This is a genomic window from Methylobacterium sp. J-070 (assembly GCF_022829385.1).
Lineage (GTDB): Bacteria > Pseudomonadota > Alphaproteobacteria > Rhizobiales > Beijerinckiaceae > Methylobacterium.
The window spans coordinates 1-20,136 of the sequence record NZ_JAKSXX010000202.1 but is presented as its reverse complement, the minus strand read 5'-3'; the positions used below and the strand labels follow the sequence as shown (position 1 = coordinate 20,136).

The 20,136-nt window shown below is 68.7% G+C and carries 17 protein-coding genes; 4 read left to right on the top strand and 13 right to left on the bottom strand.

Annotated elements, in window-relative coordinates; genetic code table 11:
- Positions 1 to 167 precede the first annotated feature (167 nt).
- Positions 168 to 434, top strand: coding sequence for a hypothetical protein (locus MKL01_RS21925; RefSeq protein ID WP_243907302.1), 267 nt, complete (start codon positions 168 to 170; stop codon positions 432 to 434).
- A gap of 108 nt (positions 435 to 542) precedes the next feature.
- On the opposite strand, the gene MKL01_RS21920 is transcribed toward MKL01_RS21925, so the two are convergent.
- From MKL01_RS21920 to MKL01_RS21910, 3 genes are all read right to left on the bottom strand, one after another.
- Entirely contained in the window at positions 543 to 1,832 is a 1,290-nt protein-coding gene (locus tag MKL01_RS21920) for an MFS transporter (RefSeq protein ID WP_243907301.1), read from the bottom strand.
- 87 nt (positions 1,833 to 1,919) lie between these two features.
- A complete protein-coding gene (locus tag MKL01_RS21915; protein ID WP_243907300.1) occupies positions 1,920 to 2,669 on the bottom strand; it encodes a hypothetical protein in 750 nt (249 codons plus the stop codon).
- Between the two features lie 91 nt (positions 2,670 to 2,760).
- Entirely contained in the window at positions 2,761 to 3,924 is a 1,164-nt protein-coding gene (locus MKL01_RS21910; RefSeq protein ID WP_243907299.1) for a mandelate racemase/muconate lactonizing enzyme family protein, read from the bottom strand.
- Between the two features lie 127 nt (positions 3,925 to 4,051).
- Here MKL01_RS21910 and MKL01_RS21905 point away from each other — a divergent pair, with 127 nt between their 5' ends.
- On the top strand, positions 4,052 to 5,089 hold the full coding sequence (locus MKL01_RS21905) for a LacI family DNA-binding transcriptional regulator (RefSeq protein ID WP_243907298.1): 1,038 nt from the start codon (positions 4,052 to 4,054) through the stop codon (positions 5,087 to 5,089).
- Here the strand turns inward: MKL01_RS21905 and MKL01_RS21900 are convergent.
- A complete protein-coding gene (locus MKL01_RS21900; protein ID WP_243907297.1) occupies positions 5,059 to 6,396 on the bottom strand; it encodes an MFS transporter in 1,338 nt (445 codons plus the stop codon). The two genes, MKL01_RS21905 and MKL01_RS21900, sit on opposite strands and share 31 nt — an antisense overlap.
- A gap of 359 nt (positions 6,397 to 6,755) precedes the next feature.
- Here MKL01_RS21900 and MKL01_RS21895 point away from each other — a divergent pair, with 359 nt between their 5' ends.
- Positions 6,756 to 8,198, top strand: a complete 1,443-nt coding sequence (locus MKL01_RS21895; RefSeq protein WP_243907296.1) for an amidohydrolase family protein — start codon at positions 6,756 to 6,758, stop codon at positions 8,196 to 8,198.
- 116 nt (positions 8,199 to 8,314) lie between these two features.
- Here MKL01_RS21895 and MKL01_RS21890 read toward each other — a convergent pair whose 3' ends face one another.
- From MKL01_RS21890 to MKL01_RS21850, 9 genes are all read right to left on the bottom strand, one after another.
- On the bottom strand, positions 8,315 to 9,148 hold the full coding sequence (locus tag MKL01_RS21890; protein WP_313901481.1) for an amidase family protein: 834 nt from the start codon (positions 9,146 to 9,148) through the stop codon (positions 8,315 to 8,317).
- Positions 9,149 to 9,187: 39 nt separating this feature from the next.
- Positions 9,188 to 9,997: an alpha/beta fold hydrolase gene (locus MKL01_RS21885; RefSeq protein ID WP_243907294.1), complete on the bottom strand. Its 810-nt coding sequence runs from the start codon at positions 9,995 to 9,997 to the stop codon at positions 9,188 to 9,190.
- A 4-nt stretch (positions 9,998 to 10,001) separates the two neighbouring features.
- Entirely contained in the window at positions 10,002 to 11,288 is a 1,287-nt protein-coding gene (locus MKL01_RS21880) for an MFS transporter (RefSeq protein WP_243907293.1), read from the bottom strand.
- A 325-nt stretch (positions 11,289 to 11,613) separates the two neighbouring features.
- The gene (locus MKL01_RS21875; RefSeq protein ID WP_243907292.1) at positions 11,614 to 13,023 is read right to left on the bottom strand and encodes an amidase family protein; all 1,410 of its coding nucleotides are present in this window, start codon (positions 13,021 to 13,023) and stop codon (positions 11,614 to 11,616) included.
- A gap of 50 nt (positions 13,024 to 13,073) precedes the next feature.
- On the bottom strand, positions 13,074 to 13,775 hold the full coding sequence (locus MKL01_RS21870) for a cyclase family protein (protein ID WP_243907291.1): 702 nt from the start codon (positions 13,773 to 13,775) through the stop codon (positions 13,074 to 13,076).
- 81 nt (positions 13,776 to 13,856) lie between these two features.
- The gene (locus tag MKL01_RS21865) at positions 13,857 to 14,594 is read right to left on the bottom strand and encodes an ABC transporter ATP-binding protein (protein ID WP_243907290.1); all 738 of its coding nucleotides are present in this window, start codon (positions 14,592 to 14,594) and stop codon (positions 13,857 to 13,859) included.
- On the bottom strand, positions 14,594 to 16,375 hold the full coding sequence (locus tag MKL01_RS21860) for an ABC transporter permease subunit (RefSeq protein ID WP_243907289.1): 1,782 nt from the start codon (positions 16,373 to 16,375) through the stop codon (positions 14,594 to 14,596). The genes MKL01_RS21865 and MKL01_RS21860 overlap by 1 nt, the downstream gene beginning before the upstream one ends.
- Entirely contained in the window at positions 16,372 to 17,247 is an 876-nt protein-coding gene (locus MKL01_RS21855; protein ID WP_243907288.1) for a branched-chain amino acid ABC transporter permease, read from the bottom strand. The genes MKL01_RS21860 and MKL01_RS21855 overlap by 4 nt, the downstream gene beginning before the upstream one ends.
- Positions 17,248 to 17,369: 122 nt before the next feature.
- Positions 17,370 to 18,563, bottom strand: coding sequence for an ABC transporter substrate-binding protein (locus MKL01_RS21850; protein ID WP_243907287.1), 1,194 nt, complete (start codon positions 18,561 to 18,563; stop codon positions 17,370 to 17,372).
- A 304-nt stretch (positions 18,564 to 18,867) separates the two neighbouring features.
- On the opposite strand from MKL01_RS21850, the gene MKL01_RS21845 reads away from it, so the two are divergent.
- Positions 18,868 to 19,830, top strand: a complete 963-nt coding sequence (locus tag MKL01_RS21845; RefSeq protein ID WP_243907286.1) for a LysR family transcriptional regulator — start codon at positions 18,868 to 18,870, stop codon at positions 19,828 to 19,830.
- The last annotated feature ends 306 nt before the right edge of the window (positions 19,831 to 20,136 follow it).

Below are 20,136 nucleotides of genomic sequence, written 5' to 3'. Positions count from 1 at the left end.
AACGACTGCGGTCCGCGGCGGATGGATGCTCGTGGTTTAGCTCGATCCGCGTGCACGGCGCCGGGTTGCCCCGCGGCCGACCACGCATCCGACGGTGATCTCCCGCGCGCCCGTCATCACCGCCGAACGGCGTACGACAGCGGGCGGGTTAAGGTCAGGAGAGATCCATGGGCATCGACCGACGCGTCCGCCTGGCCGGTGCGGGCGCGCAGTTCCTGCCCGCCCGCGCCGCCTCGGCCGAGGATCGCCCCGTCACCCCGGTCGAGGCCCGGATGAAGGCCGTCGTGGTCGGGCCGGATGGGGCGATCCTCGGCCGAGGCGGCGCGGGCGGGCAGGAACTGCGCGGCCGCACCGGCCAGGAGGACGCGTCGGTCGATGTCCATGGATCTCTCCTGACCTTAACCCGCCCGCTGTCGTACGCCGTCCGGCGGTGATGACGGGCGCGCGGGAGATCCCGCTCGGATGCGTGGGACGCCGCGGCGCACCGCGGCGCAGTGCAGCCGGATCGAGGCAAACATCGTAAAACCATCCCGCGCGAACGGCTATCGTGCACGGCAGGTGCGGCTCGGATCATCACGGTCCGTCATCGGCGGTTCGCCGACGCCTCCCAGTTCGACGCCGGTCGTCTCTGGCAGCGCCAGGGTCGCGGCGAAGGCTACGGCGTAGGCGCCCAACGCGCACAGGCCCATCGCGGTGCCGAGCGGAGCGGTCGCTGCGACGAGCCCGACGAGGGCCGGCATGACAGAGCCGAACCCCCGGCCGCCGCCGAGGCAGAAGCCCTGCGCGTTCCCCCGCAGGCTCGTCTCGAACAACTCGGCGAAGGTCGGCGTCATACCCGACGCTAAGGCGTTCTGGCAGGCGCCGAGAGCGAAACTCAGTCCGATTAAGGGGCCGAGGCTCGGCGCGGCGAACACGTACAGGCTGACATTGAGGGCTTGTAGGAGCAGGAACGCGCCGAAGGCCGGCCGGCGGCCGACCCGATCGGCCAACTGGCCGTAGAGGAGGGGGCCGACCAGCGAGCCGGCGATGTTGGCGGCGAGGTAGCCCGCACTGGTGGCGACCGTGAAGCCGAGCGCGGTCCGCAAGTACGTGGGCAACCAGATGATCATCACGTAGTTGCCGCCGAAGATGCCCGTCGACAGGGTCGCAGCCACGAGCGTCGTCCGCCGATGCGCACGCGTGAAGATCCGCAAGACTGCTTCGAGTCCGCCGGTACGGCGCGGTGCGGCGGCGCTCTCGGCGTACACGCCGGATTCCGGCACGAACCGGCGGATGAGGAACACCGCCGCGGCCGGGATGAGCCCGATCGCGAAGAACACGCGCCAGCCGAGCTCCTGCGGGAACAGGCTGGCTATGATCGGAGACAGCGCCACGGCGCCCGCGTAGCCGACGGCGTAGCCGCTGCTGACCGCGGAGGCGACGCGCCCGCGCAGGGCGGGCCGCACCACCTCGCTGATCAGGGTGGCCCCGACCGCCGCCTCGCCCCCGTAGCCCATGCCCTGGCCGAAGCGCAGCACGGCCAGAGGCGCGAACCCGGTCGCGAACGCCGCGCCGAAGGTGCACAGAGCGACCCACAGGATGGTCCCTTGCAGGACCCGGATCCGACCGATCCGGTCCGCCGCCACGCCGGCGCCCCAGCCTCCCACCGCCGCGCCCACCAGGGCCGCGGTCGCGAGGTAGCCCGCCTCGGGCCGCGTGAGGCCGAGCGTGGCGATCAGGGCCGGGATCACCAGCGCGTAGATGCTGTTGTCCATGGAATCGAGGCCGAAGCCGGCAAAGCACGCCCAGAACGTCCGGCGCTCGGTCGCATCCAGTTGGCCGTACCAGCTCATCGCTGCAGCTCGTGTCCGCACGGGGTGCTCCGGCCGTCTGTTCGGGTGCCTTCGCGGCGTCGTGCCTCGCGCCGCCGCGGGGGCGCCTCAGCGACCCTCAGACCGGCCGCCGGCGCCCGCCAACAGGGCGCCGTACCCCGGAACGGCCTCGCGCAGGCCCGCGGCGCGAAGCGCGTTCCACATCATGCCCGAGGCCGCGGAGATCACGGGCTTGCCGATGTCGCGCTCCAGCGCGGCCATCGTCGCCAGGGTGGGCATCCCGACGCCGCTCAGCACCAGGGCCTCGGCGTCGGGATGGTCCACGAGACGGCCGAGGCCGTAGGCCCGCTCCGCCGTCTCGTCGTAGATGTTGCGCACGCCCGGTAGGTTGCCGTGATTGACCACGGCGAAGCCGTGCGCCTCGAGCAGTGCCTTGCCCTGCAGGGTCGCCTCCATCGCGTAAGGCGTGCCGAAGGCGATCGCGCGGACGCCGAGGTGCCGGAGCCCGGCCACGACGCTCCCGAACGCGGTGATGAAGCGCGTGGCGTAGCGCTGCTCCATCCGCGCGACGAGAGCGGCCTCCTCGGCCTGCCCGAGCGTGTAGCTGGTTGCGGTGTGCGCCAGCACGACGACCTTCGGCTTGACCAGGCAGAGCAGGGTCATGTTGGCGTCGAGGCCGGCGATCTGCTCGCGGTTGCGCGCGTCCTGTCCCGCGAGGCTGCCGGTCTCGCCGGTCGCGTTCATCCGGGTGTAATGGACCGAAACGCCCGGCACGGCGGCCAGAGCGCCCATCTCGACCTCGACCGTCGGATTACCCGGAGGAACCAGGAAGCCGAGGCGCGCTCGCCATCCCATCATACCTGCTCTCCTTCCCGCCGAACGTCCGGCCGGATCCCGCGTCCGGCGCCGTCAGCGGAGCGAACGCCCGGCCCGCTCCGCTCACCACTCCTCACTGATCGATGACGAAGCCGTCGAGGTGCGGCCGCATGGCGATCGGCTTGACCAGCGGGGGCCGGATCTTCTGCGCGTCCGGCAGCAGGCTCATGCCGAGGCCCGGGCCGCGCGGGATCTCGACGAAGCCGTCCTTCGGCTCGGGCACCGCGTCGACCACGTCGTGGCCGAGGTGCTTCATCGTCGAGGTGAAGGTGCCGGCCTCGAAGCCCGTGGCGTATTCCTGGATCGCGAAGTTCGGGATGGCGGCGGCCACCTGGAGACAGGCGGCGAGGCCGATCGGCGAGAGCGGGTTGTGCGGCACGACCTGCACGTGGCGCGCCTCGGCCATAGCGGCGACCTTCTTCATGCCGGTGATGCCGCCGCAGGTACAGACATCCACCCGTGCGAACTCGCAGGCGTTGCGCGCCAGGATCGTCTCGAACTCGTGGATCGTGCAGAAGCGCTCGCCCGTGGCGATCGGCACGCGGATCTTCTCGGCGATGCGCGCCATAGCGTCCGGGCCGTCCGGGCGCATCGGGTCCTCGACGAACATCGGGAACGTGTCCTCGATGCCGTTCGTGAAGGTGATGGCCTCCGGCACCGTGAGGCGGCGGTGCAGTTCGACCAGCAGGTCGACCCGGTCGCCGACGACCTCGCGCATGCGATGCACGTTCTCGATGGCGTCGCGCATTTTGCGGATGTGGGTCTTGAACCAGACCTGGTCGTCGCCCTCGTCGAGGAACGGGTTGATGTGGCCGAAGGCGTTGAACCCGGCCTCCATCTTGCGCTGGCACTCCTCCAGGACCTTCTCGATCGTGTCCTCGTAGATGTGGCCGTAGATCCGGGCCTTGGTGCGCGCAGCCCCGCCGATCAGTTCGTGGATCGGCACCCCGAGCGCCTTACCCTTGATGTCCCACAGGGCGATGTCGATCGCCGAAATTGCCGAGTTGATCGCGAGTCCCTGGAAGTAGCTGAAGCGGTGCATCACGTTCCAGTGATGCTCGATCGGAAAGGGGGACTTGCCGACGAGGTAATCGGCGAAGCGCTCGATGGCGGTGCCGGCAGTCCGGATGTGCCCCCAGATCCCCGCCTCCCCGACGCCGGTGATGCCCTCGTCGGTCTCGACCCGGGCGTACATGAACTGCCCGACGTGCAGCGGCTCGATCTTCGTGATCTTCATGCGATCGCCTCCGCGCTCGGCTGCTTCACCGATCGCGCTTGATTTGGAAACGTTTCCAGCTAGCGCTGAGGCATGTGCCCCGTCAAGGTGCACCGCGCTCGTGGGGGCGTTGGAGGGAGATCGGCCGTTGGGCGAAGGGCGACGTCCGCCGGGTGGGAAGCCGGTCAGCATCACCGCTGTGGCCGAGCGGGCCGGCGTCGGTCTCGGCTCGGTCTCTCGCGTCCTGTCCGGCAAAGGCTCAGTCAGCCCGGAGATGCTGCGGCGCGTCCGCGAGGCGGCCGAAAGCCTCGGCTACCAGCCGAACCTGCTCGCCCGAAGCCTGCGCAGCCGCGCGACGAACACGATCGGATTCGTCATCTCCGACATCACCAACCCTCTGCTGGCCGCCATCGTCGGCGGGGCCGAGGCCGTGTTGAGCGAGGCGGGCTACTCGGTCCTGCTGACCAATTCCGGCGGGCGCCCGGAGATCGATGCGCAGCGCATCGGCCTGCTGCTGCGCCGGCAGGTCGACGGGCTCATCGTCCTGCCGGCGTCCGAGGGCGATCCGGGCACGATCGCGGCGCTCGCGGGCGCGGGCGTTCCGGTTGTGGCCATCGACCGGGAACTGCCGGGCGTGCCCGAGGCGAGCGTCGTCCTGTCGGACCACTACACCGGGATCCTGGCCGCCACCCATCACCTGTTCGAGGCCGGCCACCGGCGCGTGGCCCTCGTCGCCGGGCCCGACATGCGGCCGGCCCGGGAGCGGCTGCGCGCCTACTCCGACGCCCACACGCGCGCGGAGGTGCCGCCGTTCGGCTTCACGTTCGGCCCGCTATCGGCCGCGCGCGGCGCCGAGGCGGTGGGCCAGCTCCTCGGTGCCGCAGAGCCACCGACGGCGATCATCCTCGGCGGCAATCAGCTCCTCGAGGGCGCGATCGAGGCGGCCCAGGGCCGCGGCGTGGCGGTCGGCCGGGACCTCGCCCTCGTCTGCTGCGACGACATCCCGCTCGGCCGGCTGCACCGGCCACCGATCCCGACGGTGATGCGCGACACCGACGGCATGGGCCGGGCTGCGGCGCGCGCCTTTCTGGCCCGCATCGCCGGCGAGACCCCGCCGCCGGAGGTCATGGCGACGTGGTTCGACCCGCGCGCGGATCAGGACAGGGTCGGCGCGGGATCGGGGTAGGCGGTCGCCGCGAGGTCGCGGCCGCGCGTCTCGGGGCCGAGCCAGACGGCGACGGCGGTGATCAGGCCGAGCGCTGCGACGTAGAGGCCGACCAGCGTCGCGGACGGGTCGTAGGCGAGGAGCGCGGTCGCGATGATCGGCGCGAGACCGCCGGCGATGGGCGAGGTCACCTCCCGCGCCAGTGCGAAGCCGGTGTAGCGGATCTGGGCCGGGAACATCTCGGTCAGCCAGGGTCCCTGCGCCGCCGTCATCATGGTCTTGGCGCCGGCCGAGACGACGAGGAGACCGAGGTAGATCAGCGGGAGCGACTTCGTCGCCATCAGGAGGAAGAACGGGTACACGAGCGCGCCGGACAGGAGGCCGCCGAGCAGGTAGACCGGTTTGCGGCCGACCTTATCCGAGACCCATCCGAAGAACGGCACCGTCGCGAACTGCGCGCAGGTGCAGACCATCAGGGCCGGCAGGATCTGGTTCTTGTCCAGGCCGAGATGGCGCGTCGCGTAGACGATGACGAACGACTCGTAGAAGTACGCCAGGGACCCGTCGCCGAGGCGGGCGCCCCAGGCGCAGAAGAGCGGCCGGCGATAGTCCCGGAAGACCTCGCGCACGGGTGCATGCGCCTTCCTGCGCGCGGCGAGCTGCTCGAACACCGGCGTCTCGTGCAGGGTGGAGCGGAGCACGAGGCCGACGGCGACCGCGATCAGGCTCAGCAGAAACGGGATGCGCCAACCCCAGGCGTCAAACGCCGCGCCCGTCACGAGGGTCGACGAGAGCGTGAACGTGCCCAGCGAGAGGAGCAGTCCGAGCGCCACGCCGATATACGGCATGGAGCCGTAGAGCCCGCGCCGATCCCGCGGCGCGTTCTCGATGACCATCAGGACGGCCCCGGCATACTCGGCCCCTGACCCGAGACCCTGCACCGCGCGCAGCAGGATCAGCAGGACGGGCGCCCACAGGCCGACCTGCGCGTAGGTCGGCAGTAACCCCATGAGCGTCGTCGCCCCGCCCATGAGGACGAGGGTGATCAGAAGCGTGTTCTTGCGGCCTATCCGATCTCCGAGGCGGCCGAACAGGACGCTGCCGAGCGGGCGGACGAGGAAACCGATGGCGAAGGTCGCGTACGAGAGCAGCGTCCCGACGAGCGGATCGTATTGTGGGAAGAACAGCTTGTTGAGGATCGTCGCGGCCGCCGTCGCGAAGAGATAGTAGTCGTACCACTCGATGGCCGTCCCGACGATGGCGCCGATGACGGCCTTGCGCAGGTCAGTGGCGGAGGCCGGATGTGCGGCCAGCGACAGCGTCGTCACGATCCATCCTCCCGCCCAAGCCGGGGCCACATGCCCGCTCGCGTTCTCTCGCGCTCGTTTTGGAAACGTTTCCAGATGCACTTCCGAGTGTCAAGGGATGCATGCAGCCGGACTGCGCACCAACACTCTCGCTCAGGCCTTAGCGCAGACCATCGCCTCACACTCATCAGAGGGCGCTTTGGCGAAGCAGGAGCCGTGCGCGAGCGCCAGAGGACCGCCGCTTGCATCGGGCGTCAGTCGAAGGTCGACAATGTGGCCCGACCGGACCGCTTTAGGTCGTTCAGTTACGGAGACTCCTCGCGGCTTGGCTTTCTGAGCGACCGCGGTGAGTGCGACGGCCGCCCCGAGGAAGTGAAGCAATGCCCCGTAAGACGCTGATCAAGGGAGCAGATTGGGCGATCGCCTGGGACGGGGCGACGAGCCAACATGTCTACCAGCGCGGTATCGACGTCGCTTTCGCCGAGGATCGCATCCTCTACGTCGGTCCCGACTTCACGGGCACTGCAGACCAGATTTTCGATGGGCGCGACCTGATGGTGATGCCCGGGCTCGTCGACGTTCACTCTCATCTCGGGCACGAACCGGCCTACCGCGGCATCCGCGAGGAGCACGGCGTCCCGAGCATGTACATGACCGGGCTGTACGAGCGCTCCCAAGCATTCGATACCACCGACCCTGGCCTGCGCTGCGCCGCCACCGAGGTCGCCCTGTGCGAACTGCTGAAGAGCGGTGTCACCAGCATCTGCGACATCACCGCGCCCTACGAAGGTTGGACCGAGACCATCGCGAGAAGCGGCATTCGTGGCTTCCTCGCTCCCGGCTTCGCTTCGGCCCGCTGGCGCCTGGAGAACGGCCACAGCCTTGGCTTCGCCTGGGACGAGGCGGGCGGCCGCCGCGGCCTCGACACTGCCCTTTCACTCATCGACAGCCTGCCCGCGCACCCGTCGGGCCGGCTCTCCGGCGTCGTGTCGCCGATGCAGATCGAGAATTGCACCGACGATCTCCTGCGCGACAGCCGGGCCGCCGCGCTCGAGCGTGGCATCCCTTTTACCCTGCACCTCTCTCAGGGCGTGCTCGAACTGCAGGAGATGGCGCGCCGACACGGGGTCACGTCGATCCGCCACGCGGCCGATCTCGGGATCCTCGGGCCGGGGACGATCCTCGGCCACGCCATCTTCCTCGACACGCATTCCTGGATCCGAGGCTGGACCCGCGATGACCTGCGCCTCTTGGCCGAGAGCGGCTGCGCGGTCGCGCACTGCCCGACGCCGTTCGCCCGCTATGGCCAGATCCTCGAGAGCTTCGGCGCCTACATGCGCGCCGGTATCACGATGGCGCTCGGCACCGACACGAGCCCGCACAACATGCTGGAGGAGATCCGCAAGGCCGGCACCTTCAGCCGGATCGCCGCCCGCGACATCACCGATGTCTCGACCGGCATGCTGTTCCACGCCGCGACTGTGGGCGGCGCAAAGTCACTGCTGCGCGACGACCTCGGCCGGCTGGCTGTCGGTGCGCGTGCCGATATCGTGCTGGTGGATCTGAAGCAGCCCGACATGATGCCGGCCCGCGATCCGCTGCGCTCGCTCGTCTTCCATGCGGCCGACCGAGCCGTGCGGGACGTGTTCGTGGCGGGCCGTCAGGTGGTGTCAAACGGGCACGTGACAAATCTCGACCACCGTGCCGCCGCCGAGCGCCTTACCGAAGCCCAGGCGAGGATGATGGCCCTGTGCCCTAGCCGCGACTACCGCGGTCGGACTGTCGACGCGCTCACCCCGTTGAGTCTGCCTTTGCGCGGCTGAAGTCCGAGGGCCCGGCGTGAGCTGTCGTCCTAGACCGGCTGCCTACCCCCCCGCCGAGAAGATGTCGTCCATCGTCAGACGAAGGATCGCATGACTGACGGGCGGCGCATCCTCGGTCAGACGACGACCGGCCGCAGCGCCTCGCCCATCCAGCGCGCGATCGCCGTCATCCGCGCGTCGGTACCGGGCTGCCCCACGACCTGAATGCCCATCGGCAGGCCGCCCACGGCCGTGAGGGGGACTGTCACAACGGGCGCGCCGAGGAGCGAGCTCGGCGTGTTGAACACGGAATCCCCCGTCGGGCGCGGCGCGAGCGGCTCGCCGGGACGATCGCCCGACCAGGGCGGCGCCGGTCCGGGCGAGGCCGGCGCGATCAGCGCGTCGAGCGTGGGCGCCAGCGCCGCGTACACGGTGCGCACCGCGTCCCGCCGGCGCAGCAGATCCTGGTAGCCCTCGACCCCTAGGCGTTCCGCGGTCGCGACCGTGGCCTTGGCCCGCGCGCTGACGCCGTCGGGGTGCTGCGCCACGAGGTTGCGGATCGCCCAGTGGTTCTCCCAGGCCGTGATCGTGTTGGCCATCTCGCGCACGCCGACGAGGGCGCGCTCGAGGCGTTCGATCGCGGGGGCATCCCGGCGGCGCAGCACCGTGACGCCGGCATCGGCGATCTGCGCCACCACCGCCTCGAAGGCCGCCCGCGACGCATCGTCGAGCGCCTCCCACCCCTCCGTCTCCATCACCGCCACGGTGAGCGGCCGGTGCGGGGCGGGCGGGTCCGCGGGACCGGCGAGCGGGACGCGGCCCGGATCGCCGCCGGCCCGGCGCGCGATCTCGATCGACACGCGCCACATGTCCTGCGCGCAGGTCGCGTGCACGCCACACCGGTCAGGCTCGGTGGGCGGAAGACGAGGTGGGTGGCCGCTCGCGACCCTTACGCGGCAAGCGTGAGCCACGCACCGCCCCCGACCGGCACCACGCCACCGTCGATGGGTTCAGCGCGCTCGATCAATCCCGATGAAGTCGAGCAGGCGCGCATTGAACGCCTCCGCACTGTCCAGAGACGAGATGTGCGCCGCCCCGGGGATCAGCGCGAACCGCGACCCGGCTACGCCGTCGCTGACTTCGCGTGCGACGGCGGGCGGGAACAGCCTGTCCTCCTCGCCCGCGATCACCAGGGTGGGATGCCCGATACCCTGGAGGCGGCCGGCGACGTCGAACGCCCTCATGCCGAGGGCGACGTTGGCGAGCGAGGATCCGCTGTGGCGCTCGGCCAAGCGGCACCACGTCGCGAAGGTCGCGCGTCCGGCCGAGCTCTCCCGGTACTCCGCGTTGAGCATCACGGGCCACGTCGCCCGGAACCGCTTGAGTGGCCCGCCCGGCTGTCGAAACATCTCGACCCAGCCGGCGACGAGATCCGCGGTCGCCGGGTCGTTGAATGCGGCCCGCGAGTTGGCCACGACGAGCCGGTCGACCCGCTCCGGCCGGTCGAGCGCGAGCGTCAGCGCGATCATGCCCCCGAGCGACAAGCCGCAGACCGAGGCGCGCGCGATCGCGAGATGGTCGAGCAATCCGATGACGTCCTGGGTCAGGTCGTCCACGGTGGTGACGTCGGTGGCGGGATCCGACAGGCCGTGCCCGCGAAGATCGGGCACGATCACGCTGTAGCCGGCGAACACTAGGGCGGCGACCTGGTTCATCCAGGACCAGCCGGCGTTCGTGAACCCGTGGATCAGCAGCACGGGATCGCCCCGGCCGAGCAGATCGTAGTGCAGCCGGCGTCCGTCGCGTTCGAAATGCGGCATCGTCTCAGACCTGACCTGTCGTCCCGGCGAGTTCCGCCGTGACTGCTTCCAGCGATTTGCCGCGCGTCTCGTAGCCGAGGAGGTAGCCCCCGATCCCCCCGATCAGCAGCAGCACGCCCAAGGCGGTGAAGAAGGCGTAGTTGGGGGCGCCGTTGCCCAGCATCCATCCGAGCGCTGGCGCTGCGACGATCCCGCCGATCCGCTGCCAGGCCGCGGCCCAGCCTGTCCCGACCGCGCGGTACCGGGTCGGGTAGACCTCGCTCGTGTAGGCGAAGAGCGGACCGCCCGCACCGCCCGAAGCGAAGAACGCCGTCAGCGCGCCGAGCCCGAGGATCGACCAGGCGTCTGTGGCCTGCCCCCACGCGAACATGAGGAGACCACCGGCGCAGAGGAACACCGGGACGGTCGTGCGCCGCCCCCAGCGGTCCAGCAGCAGACCGCCCGCGATGTTGCCCAGCGCGCCCGTCCCGGCGATCAGTCCGGTGAACGCGAAGCTCTTCACGACCGGAAATCCCATCCGCGCGAAGATCGACGGCAGCCAGATCGCCACGGCGAAGAACACCGCCCCGCCGGTGAGCTGCATCAGCCAGATGCTCGCGGTCGGCCGCAGATAGCCGCCGCGCAGGATCGCGCTCAGATGCGCCGGCTCGGCCGGCGGCCGATGTACGGTCGGCGGCAGCGTCCGTGGGTCGACGGTGCTGAGACCGTCGACGATGCGACCGGCTTGATCGAGACGACCCTGGGCGATGAGGAAGCGAACCGACTCGGGTAGCATCACCCAGAGCCCGATCAACACGAGACCCGGGATCGCACCTGCGATAAACATCCCTCGCCACGTGAAGGCCGGGATGACGAGGAGGGCGACCATCGCCGCGAGGAAGCTCGAGCCTTGCCAGAACGCCACGGTCGAGGCGAGCATGAGCCCGCGCCGGCGCGTCGGAATGAACTCCGAGAGGTACGTGAACACGAGCGGCACCTCCGCACCCAAACCGATACCCTGGAGGATCCGCAGCACCAGGAGCGAGTCGTGGCTCCAGGAAAACGCGACGGCGCAGCTGAGGGCGCAGTAGGCGGCGATCGCGCCGACCATCGTCCACTTGCGGCCGAACCGGTCGGCGAGGAAGCCGACACAGGTCGAGCCGATCAGCATGCCGATGAAGACGCTCGAGGCGAGGATGCCGGCCTCGGCCGGACTGAGCGCGAAGGCCGCGACGATGCCGGGCAGCGCGAAGCCCATCATATTGATGTCGAAGCCGTCGAACAGATGGCCGAGCGCAGCCGTCACGTACATACGCCAGTGCTTCGAAGTAAAATCTGATCGATCGAGACTTTCGAGCAATTGGCCGGCTTTTACTTGTGTCATCATGAGCTCGACGGTGGTCAGGGGGAGTTCAAACTTTCTTCGGCTGCCTCAGTGAGAACGAATCCGTTCGCGATCACGTCTTCACTCGCACTGGCCGAAGCAGCCTGAGCCCGGGGCCGTCGCCGGCGGATGTGTCCAGCCCACGGGTCACGTGCGCGCCTCGGTATGACAGGGTCTTGCTGCGAGGACCTCCTTCGGCAAGCTCCTCTAGGGTCAAGCCACGCACTTGGACCGAAGCCACGAGCATGGACTCTCACCAGCCTTGGTGTGGTCGGATGTTGTAGCCCGGCGGCTGCGTTCGCTCGATCGCCGAGGCCGTCCGCACCACGTCGGCCTCGCCCAGAGTGCGGCCGACGATCTGGAGACCGACCGGCATACCGTCCGCGGCAAGGCCTACGCATACGGAGGCCGCAGGCTGACCGGTGAGGTTGAAGGGATAGGTGTAGAAGGCCCAGGAGACGAGGCTGCGGTCGCCGAGCCCGTCGGGGATGTTCCGGCCGGCCTCCAGAGACGAGATCGGCAGGGTCGGCGAGAGCAGGACGTCGTGATCCACGAAGAAGCGGACCATGCGGTCGCGTAGGGCGTAGCGCGCGAAAACCGTCTCGTAGTATCCGCGCATGTCCTGGGCGAGGGCGGCGTCGAGCACGTCGGCGACCGCCGGGTCGAGCAGGTCGCGCCGGGTCTCGAGGATGCCACGCAGCCTCGTCCCGATCCCGGCGTAGAACTCCGCGGTCCAGAGATCTGCCGGGTCGGCCTCGAACACGGTCTCGACCTCCTCGACCACCGCGCCCTGGTCGGCGAGCGCCATGGCGGCTGTGCGGGCGATCGCGGCGACGTCCGGATCCGGACGGGCGTAGCCGAGGGTGGCGCTCCAAGCGACCCGCAGTCCGGCCACCGAAGCTTGCGCGGCGCCGAGGAGATCGGGCACCGGCCCAGCCACCGCGAAGGGATCGCGCGGGTCGTGGCCCGAGATCGCCGTCGTCAGCAGGGCCGCATCAGCCACGTTGCGCGCGAGGGAGCCCACATGGGCCAGCGTCGGCGTCGCCGAGGTCGGCCAGACCGGCACCCGCCCGAACTGCGCCTTGAGGCCGACGAGGCCGGTGAGCGAGGCCGGGATGCGCAAGGATCCGCCGCCGTCCGTCCCCACCGCGAACGGCGTGATCCCGGCGGCCACCGAGGCGGCCGCGCCGGCGCTCGATCCGCCCGGCGTCTTTTCGAGATCCCAAGGGTGTCGGGTGATGCCGGTGAGCGGCGAGTCACCGACCGGCTTGGCCCCGAACTCACTCGTCGTGGTCTTGCCGATGATGACCGCGCCGGCCGCCCGCAGGCGCTCGACGGAGGGCGCGTCGGCGGCGGCGATATTGCCCGCCATGGCGCGTGAGCCCGAAGCGTAGGGGGCGCTTGCCACGGCGATCAGGTCCTTCACCGAGACCGGCAGACCGTGGAGGAGCCCGAGGGCTTCGCCGCGCATCACCGCCGCTTCGGACCGCCGGGCGGCGGCGCGGGCCTCGTCCGGCATCAGGTGGCAGAAGGCATTCAACGTCGCCTGGCTAGCCTCCGCCCGGGAGAGGGCGCGCTCCGTCAGGTCGACCGGCGAGACCGCGCGCGTCGCGACGAGACGGCGCAACTCCAGCGCGGTCATGAAGTCGAATTCGGCCGTCATCGATCTACCCTCCTCGTCGGGGGCGGCGCCCGAGGGGCGCCGCGAAGGCGTCAGTCGTTGATGAGGGCGAAGGCGCGTACCGGCGAACCGGACCCGCCCTTGAACTTCAGGGGCACGCCGAAGAACTGCACCTCCCCCTTACCGAGGAGCTCCTCCAGGTTCACCAGCCACTCCCAATGGCTCATGCCGAGATCGCGGCAGAGGCGGTGCTGGGCGAAGATGTTGTCGCTCGGCTTGTCGGTTGACGGTCCCTCCACGCCTTGCATCTTTGAGCCACGCGCGTGCAGCCACTTGGTCGCCTCCGCGGTGAGCAGCGGGTTCTTCCAGACCGAGTCGAGGCCCGGATAGTTGCGGGCGTGGAAGCCGGTGCAGAGCAGGACGATGTGACCGTCGACCTTCACGCCGCTCTTGGCCTCGGCCGCCTCCATGTCGGCGACCGTGATGTCGCCGAGATCGGGGATGTGGCGCAGGTCGAAGCACACGGCCTTGCCCATGAACATCTCAAGCGGCATCTCGTCGACCGGCTGGCCGTTCGGGTTGACGTGGAGGAACGCGTCCACGTGGGTTCCGACATGGTCGAGCATCGCGATGAAGTTCGTCTGGAACGTCATCGCGTCGCCGGGGACGCCGAGTCCGAGGGCGGCCGAGCTCTCGTGACTGAGATGGGTGGTGAGCACCGGCCTCTGGAAGAGCTTGTGGGCCGGCATGTTGTCCTCGATCAGGAGGCTCAGGTCGACGACGCGCTGGGGCATGACGGTTCCTTATCGGGCATGAGTGACCGTTCGCGGCGCCGCCCGGTGCCGCGTCGGATCGAGTCTTCGGAGGTGCCGTTCTCAGGCGGCTTTCTTCTTGCCGAGGAAGGTCTCCATGACCTCCGGGTCGCGGGCGAGAAGCCCGCTCGGGCCGTCCCGCACCACGTGCCCCTGCGCCACCACGTAGGCGTGGTCGGCGATGGCGAGCGCGTAGGATGCGAGCTGCTCGACGAGAAGAATGGTGAGGCCCTGCCGGTTGAGGTCGCGCAGAACGCCGATCAGCTGCTCGACGACCCGGGGCGCGAGGCCGAGCGAGAGTTCGTCGATGACGAGGAGGTCGGGCTCGGCCATCAAGCCGCGGGCGATGGCGAGCATCTGCTGCTCGCCGCCCGACATGCTGCCTGCGGGTTGGCGCAGGCGCTCGCGCAGGCGCGGAAACACAGCGAGCGACCGCTCCAGGGTCTCCTTCGACCGCCTCGTCTTGAGCCCGCCCTGGGCGTAGGCGCCCAGGATGAGGTTGTCCTCGACCGTCTGATCCGGGAAGATCAGCCGCCCCTCCGGCACCATCGCGAGTCCGCGGGCAACCATGGCGTGGGCGGGAAGCCGCGTGACCACCTCGCCCTTGAACAGGACACGCCCGGCGCTCGGCCGCACGAGCCCGGTAAGGCCGCGCATCAAAGAGGTCTTGCCGGCCCCGTTGTTGCCGATCACCGCGACGAGCTGGCCGCGGCGCACGCTCAAGCTGGCACCGCGCAGCGCAGTGGCCGCGCCATATCGCACCTCCAGGTCCTCGACCGCGAGAAGGGGCGTATCGCTCATCAGGCGGCCTCCGCGCCGAGGATGGTGGAAGGGCCGCCGAAATAGGCCTCGATCACCCGCGGATCGGCCTGCACGACGTCCGGCCGGTCGCTCGCGATGATCTGGCCGTAATCGAGCACCGTCACGGTATCGGCGACCGCCATGATCAGGTCGACGTGGTGCTCGATCAGCAGCACCGAGACACCGAGCCCGGCGATCTTGCGGATCATCGCCTCCAACGCGTCGATCTCGTGCGTGGTCAGGCCGGCAGCGGGCTCGTCGAGGAGCAGCAGACGGGGCCGTGTGGCGAGCGCCCGGGCGATCTCGAGACGGCGCTGGTGGCCGAAGGGCAGGTAGCGCGCCTGCTCGTTGGCCGCGTCCGCGAGGCCGACGAAGTCGAGAAGGCCGATGGCTGCGGCGCGACAGGCGGCCTCCTCGCGGCGGAAGCGGGGTGTGCGCAGGATCGCGCCTGGCAGGCCGTAGCCGAGATGGTGGAAGCCGCCGACCATGACGTTCTCCAGCACCGTCATCTGACCGAATAGCTCCGTGTTCTGGAAGGTGCGGGCGAGACCGCGCCGGGCGATGCCGTGGACCTTGCAGCCGGCGAGTTCAGTGCCGTCGAGACGCACGCCACCCGCGCTCGGCCGATAAAAGCCCGAGATCGTGTTGACGAAGGTCGACTTGCCGGCCCCGTTCGGACCGATCAGGGCGTGGATCTCGCCGGGAGCGACCCGGACGGTGGCCGCATCGAGAGCCGTGAGGCCGCCGAAGCGGACGGTCAGACCGTCCGTCTCCAGGGCGGCGGGCGCGCGCCCCGCCAGGATCGCGGCGGCGGGCGTACCGTCGGCCGGGTCAACCCCGCGCGGACCTGGCCGCAGCCGGGTGTAGAGGGTGCCGAGCGTGCCGAGAATGCCGCCCGGCAGCCCGAACATAACGGCGAGAAGCAGGGCGCCGTAGGCGAATCTCTGCCACTCGGCGAAGCGCTGCAGAACCTCCGGCAGGTAGGTGAGGATGAAGGCCCCGAGCACGGGCCCGAAGGTCGAGGCCGAACCGCCCAGGATCACCATCAGGAGGAAGCGCACGGAATCGGAGAACGTGAAGATGTCGGGCGAGATGTAGGCGTTGAGGAAGGCGTAGAAGCTGCCGGCCACCCCCGCCGTCACGGCGGCGACCGCGAAGGCGAGCGTCCGGATGCCGGTGGCACCGATGCCGAGGCTGCGCGCCGCGGTCTCACTCTGAGAGACTGCCAGCATCGCCCGGCCGTAGCCCGAGTGCTTCAGGTTGTGCGCCGCCAGCGTCCCCAGGAAGAGCGTGGCGGCGAGCACGGCGTAGAAGGCGTAGCCTGAGAGGGGGTGACCGAACAGGTTCGGACCCGGGATGCCGCTGAGGCCGGTGGTGCCGCCGGTCAGGCCCTGCCACTCGATCGCGACGTTCTCGACGATGAGTCCGAATGCGATCGTCACCACGGCGAGATAGACGCCGCGGACGCGCACGCTTGGATAGGCGAGCGCCGCGCCGAAGACCCCCGCCACCACGGCGGCGCCGAGGCTCGCGAGCACGAGGTCGAGGCCAAGCCGGATCGCCAGGATCGCGCCCGCATAGGATCCGAGCGCGAACAGCCCCGCTTGCCCGAGCGACACGAGGCCGGTGAGGCCGACCAGGACGTTCAGACCGACCGCGATCAAGCCGTAGATCAGGAACAGCATGAACAGGCGCAGTTCGTACTCGTTGCCGGAGGTGAGCGGCACGACGACGAGGATGGCCGCGAGCAGCGCGAAGCCGAGGAGGTGGAGCGTCTTCATACCTTGAAGATCTCCCGGCGACCGAAGAGGCCCTGGGGGCAGGCGAGCAGGGCGAGAATCATCGCGCTGAACCCGACGATCTCGCGGGCCGCCGTCGAGACGTAGCCTTCGACGAACTTCTCCATGATGCCGAAGGCGAGTCCGGCCAGGACGACGCCCGGACCGCTGGTGATGCCGCCGATGATCGCGACCGCGAACCCCTTGAGACCCAGTAGAACGCCCATGCTGGCCGAAGCCTGGATCACCGGGGCGACGAGCACGCCTGCTCCCGCCCCGAGCAGGGCGGCGAGCCCGAAGGAGAACATCACGATCCGGTCGACGTCGATGCCCATGAGGGCCGCCGCTTGGCGGTTGTGGGCGACCGCCTGCATCGCGCGCCCGACGAGTGTGTGCCGCTGCAGCGCATGAAGGCCGACCATCGCCAGCACCGCGACGGCCGGGATGACGAGCTCCTGCGGATAGACGCCCGCGCCGAAGATCGAGATGGCCCGGGCGACCCCGGGCGAGGGCAGCGGCCGGGAAAAGCCGCCGAACTGCATGGTGGCGAGCGACTCCACCATGATGCCGACCGCGATGGTGGTGAGCATCCAGCCGATCGAGGCGTTGGCACCAATGAAGGGCCGCACCGCGAGACGCTCAAGTGCGACGCCGAACAACCCCCCCGCCAGGACGGCCAACAGGCAAGCGAGCAGCAGCGGAAGACCGGCATCAAGGCCCATCACGGCGATCACGGCGCCGATCATCAAGGTATCGCCGTGGGCGAAGTTCACGGCCTTGGCGGCCGACCACATGATGTGGAAGCCGAGCGCGACCAGGGCGTAGATACCCCCGATCGCCAGGCCCGAGAGGGTGTACTGCAGGGCGGTGGTCATAGCTGCTGAAGGGCTCCCGTTGCGCGTGGATCTTTCAGCGGAGGCGGGGGGCTTGGTCCGGTGAGAGATCCGGACGATGCCGCCCCAGCTCGTCCCGCCGGGGAGGGATCGAGGGCGCGCCTTCAGTTCGTCTTGCCGTAGGGGGTCTGGCCGATCGGAAGCAGCTTGCCGTCGGACCAGACGGTCAGCTTGTAGTAGCTCGGCAGAATCGCATCCTGGCGCTCGGGATCGGAGGCGTCGAAGGCGGGATCGTACTTCGCGACGAGGCCGTCGTACTTGACTTGGTAGAGGGCCTCGCGAACCTTCTTCCAATCGTAGGCGCCGGCCCTCTCGATCGCCTGAGCCACGATGTGGACGGCGTCGTAGGTATTGGCGATGCCCGAGCCCATCTTGATCTGCGAGGGATCCTTCAGACCATACTTGGCCTGGACCTTCTGCCAGAGCGCTTGACCCTTCGGATCGAGGTCGCCCATGAAACTGTAGGTCTGGACGACTTCGATGCCGTTGGCGAGCGGGCCGGCAAGCTCGCCGAGATTGCCGGCGATGCCCCAGGCGCCGATGATGGTGGGTTTGTAGCCGACCTTGTCCATCGAGCGGACGAGCTGGTTGCCCTCACGATCGAGGGCCCAGAACAGGGCGACATCCGCGCCCGCATCCCGTGCGCGGATCGCCTGCGGGGTCATGTCCTGATCGTTCCAGTTGAAGGTCTCGGTGGCGACGAGTTCCTTGCCGGCCCGAGCGAGCGCCGCCTTGACGTCCGGCACCGCACCGTTCCCCCAACCCGTGTTCTCGTAGAAGAACGCGATCTTGCCGGTCTTCGAAACCTTCGCGGCCTGCTCCACCAGGAAGCGAGCGACCCATTTGTCCTTGGCCGAGACGCGGAACATGAAGTTCGGATTGCGACCGTTCTCGATGGCCTGAGTGTTGGCGGCGAGTACGCCGACGAAGGGGATGCCGATGGCGTGGACCGGCTCGACCTGCGCCACGGAGACGGTCGAGTGATAGCCGCCGAGGATCACCACGCACTTGTCGGCTAGCGCGATGCGGCGCGTGTTGTCGACGCCGCGCGGCGGCGCGCCAGCGTCGTCGTACTGAACGAAGCGGAGCGGTTTGCCGAGCACGCCGCCCTTGGCGTTGATCTCGTCGATCGCGATTTCGGCGCCCATCTTGATCGCTTGACCACCGAACGCCGCCGGCCCCGTGATAGCCGCGGAATTGCCGATGCAGGGTTCCTGTTGCGCCCAGGCCGCTTGAGGGGCCGCAAAGGCTAGAGGCGCAGCCAGAAACAGGCCGCGCAAGTACTTATGCGCATCCATGCGATCGTCTCCGGTTTCCAGATATAGGCACGGGTTACAGCCCCCATGCTCAGCTAACGACCGGAGGCTACGAAACGAATACAGCAAACTTCAAAGACCAATTTCCGATACGAGGTATCGGAAAATCCTATCAGCCTGCATCATAGGCGCTTTTATACGCGGGACATTCAAGCTAAACGATTGTCGTGCCTTGAAAAAATCTCAAGATATGCACATAGCTTACGCAGATTGCTCTGGATGAGAGCAGTTTGACATCGAGGCTTGGCTTCGCAAATTCTGAGTGTGGGCCCGGGTTAGGATCGCGATGGATCTCCGTCAGCTTCGGTACTTCGCCCAGATCGCCGAGAGTGGAAACGTGTCGCGCGCCGCCGAGGTGCTGCGAATCGCCCAACCCTCGCTCAGTCAGCAGATGCGCAATCTTGAGGACGAGCTGGGGGTGGAGCTGCTCTTTCGCCACGCGCGCGGTGTCACACCGACCGAGCTGGGGCTCAAATTCTATGACCATGCCCGCCGTATCCTTCAGGAGGCAGAGCGGGCCAAAGAAGTCGTGCGTTCGCTCGCGACGAGTCCGAGCGGACGGATCTCGGTCGGCCTGCCGACCTCAGCCTGCCGAGGGTTGTCCCTACCCCTGCACCGGGCGATGTCGGAGGCGCTGCCCAATATCAACCTGCACATCGTCGAGGCGATGAGCGGAACGCTTGACGAGTGGATTCAGTCCGGCCGCCTGGATGCTGCGCTGCTCTACGACCACAAGGCTTTCGAGCACGTGGCCTGGACCGAGATGATGATCGAGGACCTGATGTTCGTGGTCCCAGCGGCCCACACTCTGGCTGCCAAACGCGAAATCGGGTTTCGACACGTCTTTCAGCAAGCACTCCCAGTGGTGCTACCGGGTCGACCGAACGTGCTGCGGGCAGTCATCGATCAGCTCGCCGCCCGCTACGAGGTAACGCCTACCGCGACGGATTGCGAGAGCCTGCCCGCGATCGCGGAACTGGTGCGTGCCCAAGCATTTGCGACGATCATGCCGCATTTCGCGCTCGCGGCCGAGATCGAGCGCGGCGAGGTGGTTGCCATACCGATCAAGGATCCCACGCCGTCCTGGCGCCTCTCCGTCGTGGTCTCACAGCGCACTTTAAACCCTCGGGGCAGCGAGGCCGTCGCAAAGGTCTTGGCGAGCGTGATCGGGGATCTGGTAGAGCACTCCGTCTGGCGCGCACGACTGAAGCCGACGGATCGGCCCGCCTCCACGCGCATACGGATTTGAATAGGCGAGATATCTAGACCGCTGAGATACAGTATTAACTTTGAGACAGGAAGTATTATTCACGATCAAATCGACTCAACCGCTCGGTACCAGTAAATTACGCACTGTCCGCCGTCAGCACTCCTGAGACAGATCGAGGGTCTTCACGAACGGAGGATGGCTGGGTCATCGTAGCCCTGAGGCACGAAGATGAAACAGACGTCCGGGCCGGCGCGGAAGCCGGCAGAAGCCGGGATCAAGGACATCCGCCGCGCCACGCGCCGGCAGTTCTCGGCCGAGGAGCAGATCCGCATCGTGCTGGAAGGC

Coding starts and splice junctions, on each gene's coding strand:
- MKL01_RS21895 (WP_243907296.1), top strand. CDS start 6,756: ATGCCCCGTAAGACGCTGATCAAGGGAGCAGATTGGGCGATCGCCTGG.
- MKL01_RS21845 (WP_243907286.1), top strand. CDS start 18,868: ATGGATCTCCGTCAGCTTCGGTACTTCGCCCAGATCGCCGAGAGTGGA.
- MKL01_RS21920 (WP_243907301.1), bottom strand. CDS start 1,832: ATGAGCTGGTACGGCCAACTGGATGCGACCGAGCGCCGGACGTTCTGG.
- MKL01_RS21885 (WP_243907294.1), bottom strand. CDS start 9,997: ATGCCGCATTTCGAACGCGACGGACGCCGGCTGCACTACGATCTGCTC.
- MKL01_RS21915 (WP_243907300.1), bottom strand. CDS start 2,669: ATGATGGGATGGCGAGCGCGCCTCGGCTTCCTGGTTCCTCCGGGTAAT.
- MKL01_RS21880 (WP_243907293.1), bottom strand. CDS start 11,288: ATGTACGTGACGGCTGCGCTCGGCCATCTGTTCGACGGCTTCGACATC.
- MKL01_RS21860 (WP_243907289.1), bottom strand. CDS start 16,375: ATGAAGACGCTCCACCTCCTCGGCTTCGCGCTGCTCGCGGCCATCCTC.
- MKL01_RS21925 (WP_243907302.1), top strand. CDS start 168: ATGGGCATCGACCGACGCGTCCGCCTGGCCGGTGCGGGCGCGCAGTTC.
- MKL01_RS21910 (WP_243907299.1), bottom strand. CDS start 3,924: ATGAAGATCACGAAGATCGAGCCGCTGCACGTCGGGCAGTTCATGTAC.
- MKL01_RS21855 (WP_243907288.1), bottom strand. CDS start 17,247: ATGACCACCGCCCTGCAGTACACCCTCTCGGGCCTGGCGATCGGGGGT.
- MKL01_RS21875 (WP_243907292.1), bottom strand. CDS start 13,023: ATGACGGCCGAATTCGACTTCATGACCGCGCTGGAGTTGCGCCGTCTC.
- MKL01_RS21865 (WP_243907290.1), bottom strand. CDS start 14,594: ATGAGCGATACGCCCCTTCTCGCGGTCGAGGACCTGGAGGTGCGATAT.
- MKL01_RS21870 (WP_243907291.1), bottom strand. CDS start 13,775: ATGCCCCAGCGCGTCGTCGACCTGAGCCTCCTGATCGAGGACAACATG.
- MKL01_RS21850 (WP_243907287.1), bottom strand. CDS start 18,563: ATGGATGCGCATAAGTACTTGCGCGGCCTGTTTCTGGCTGCGCCTCTA.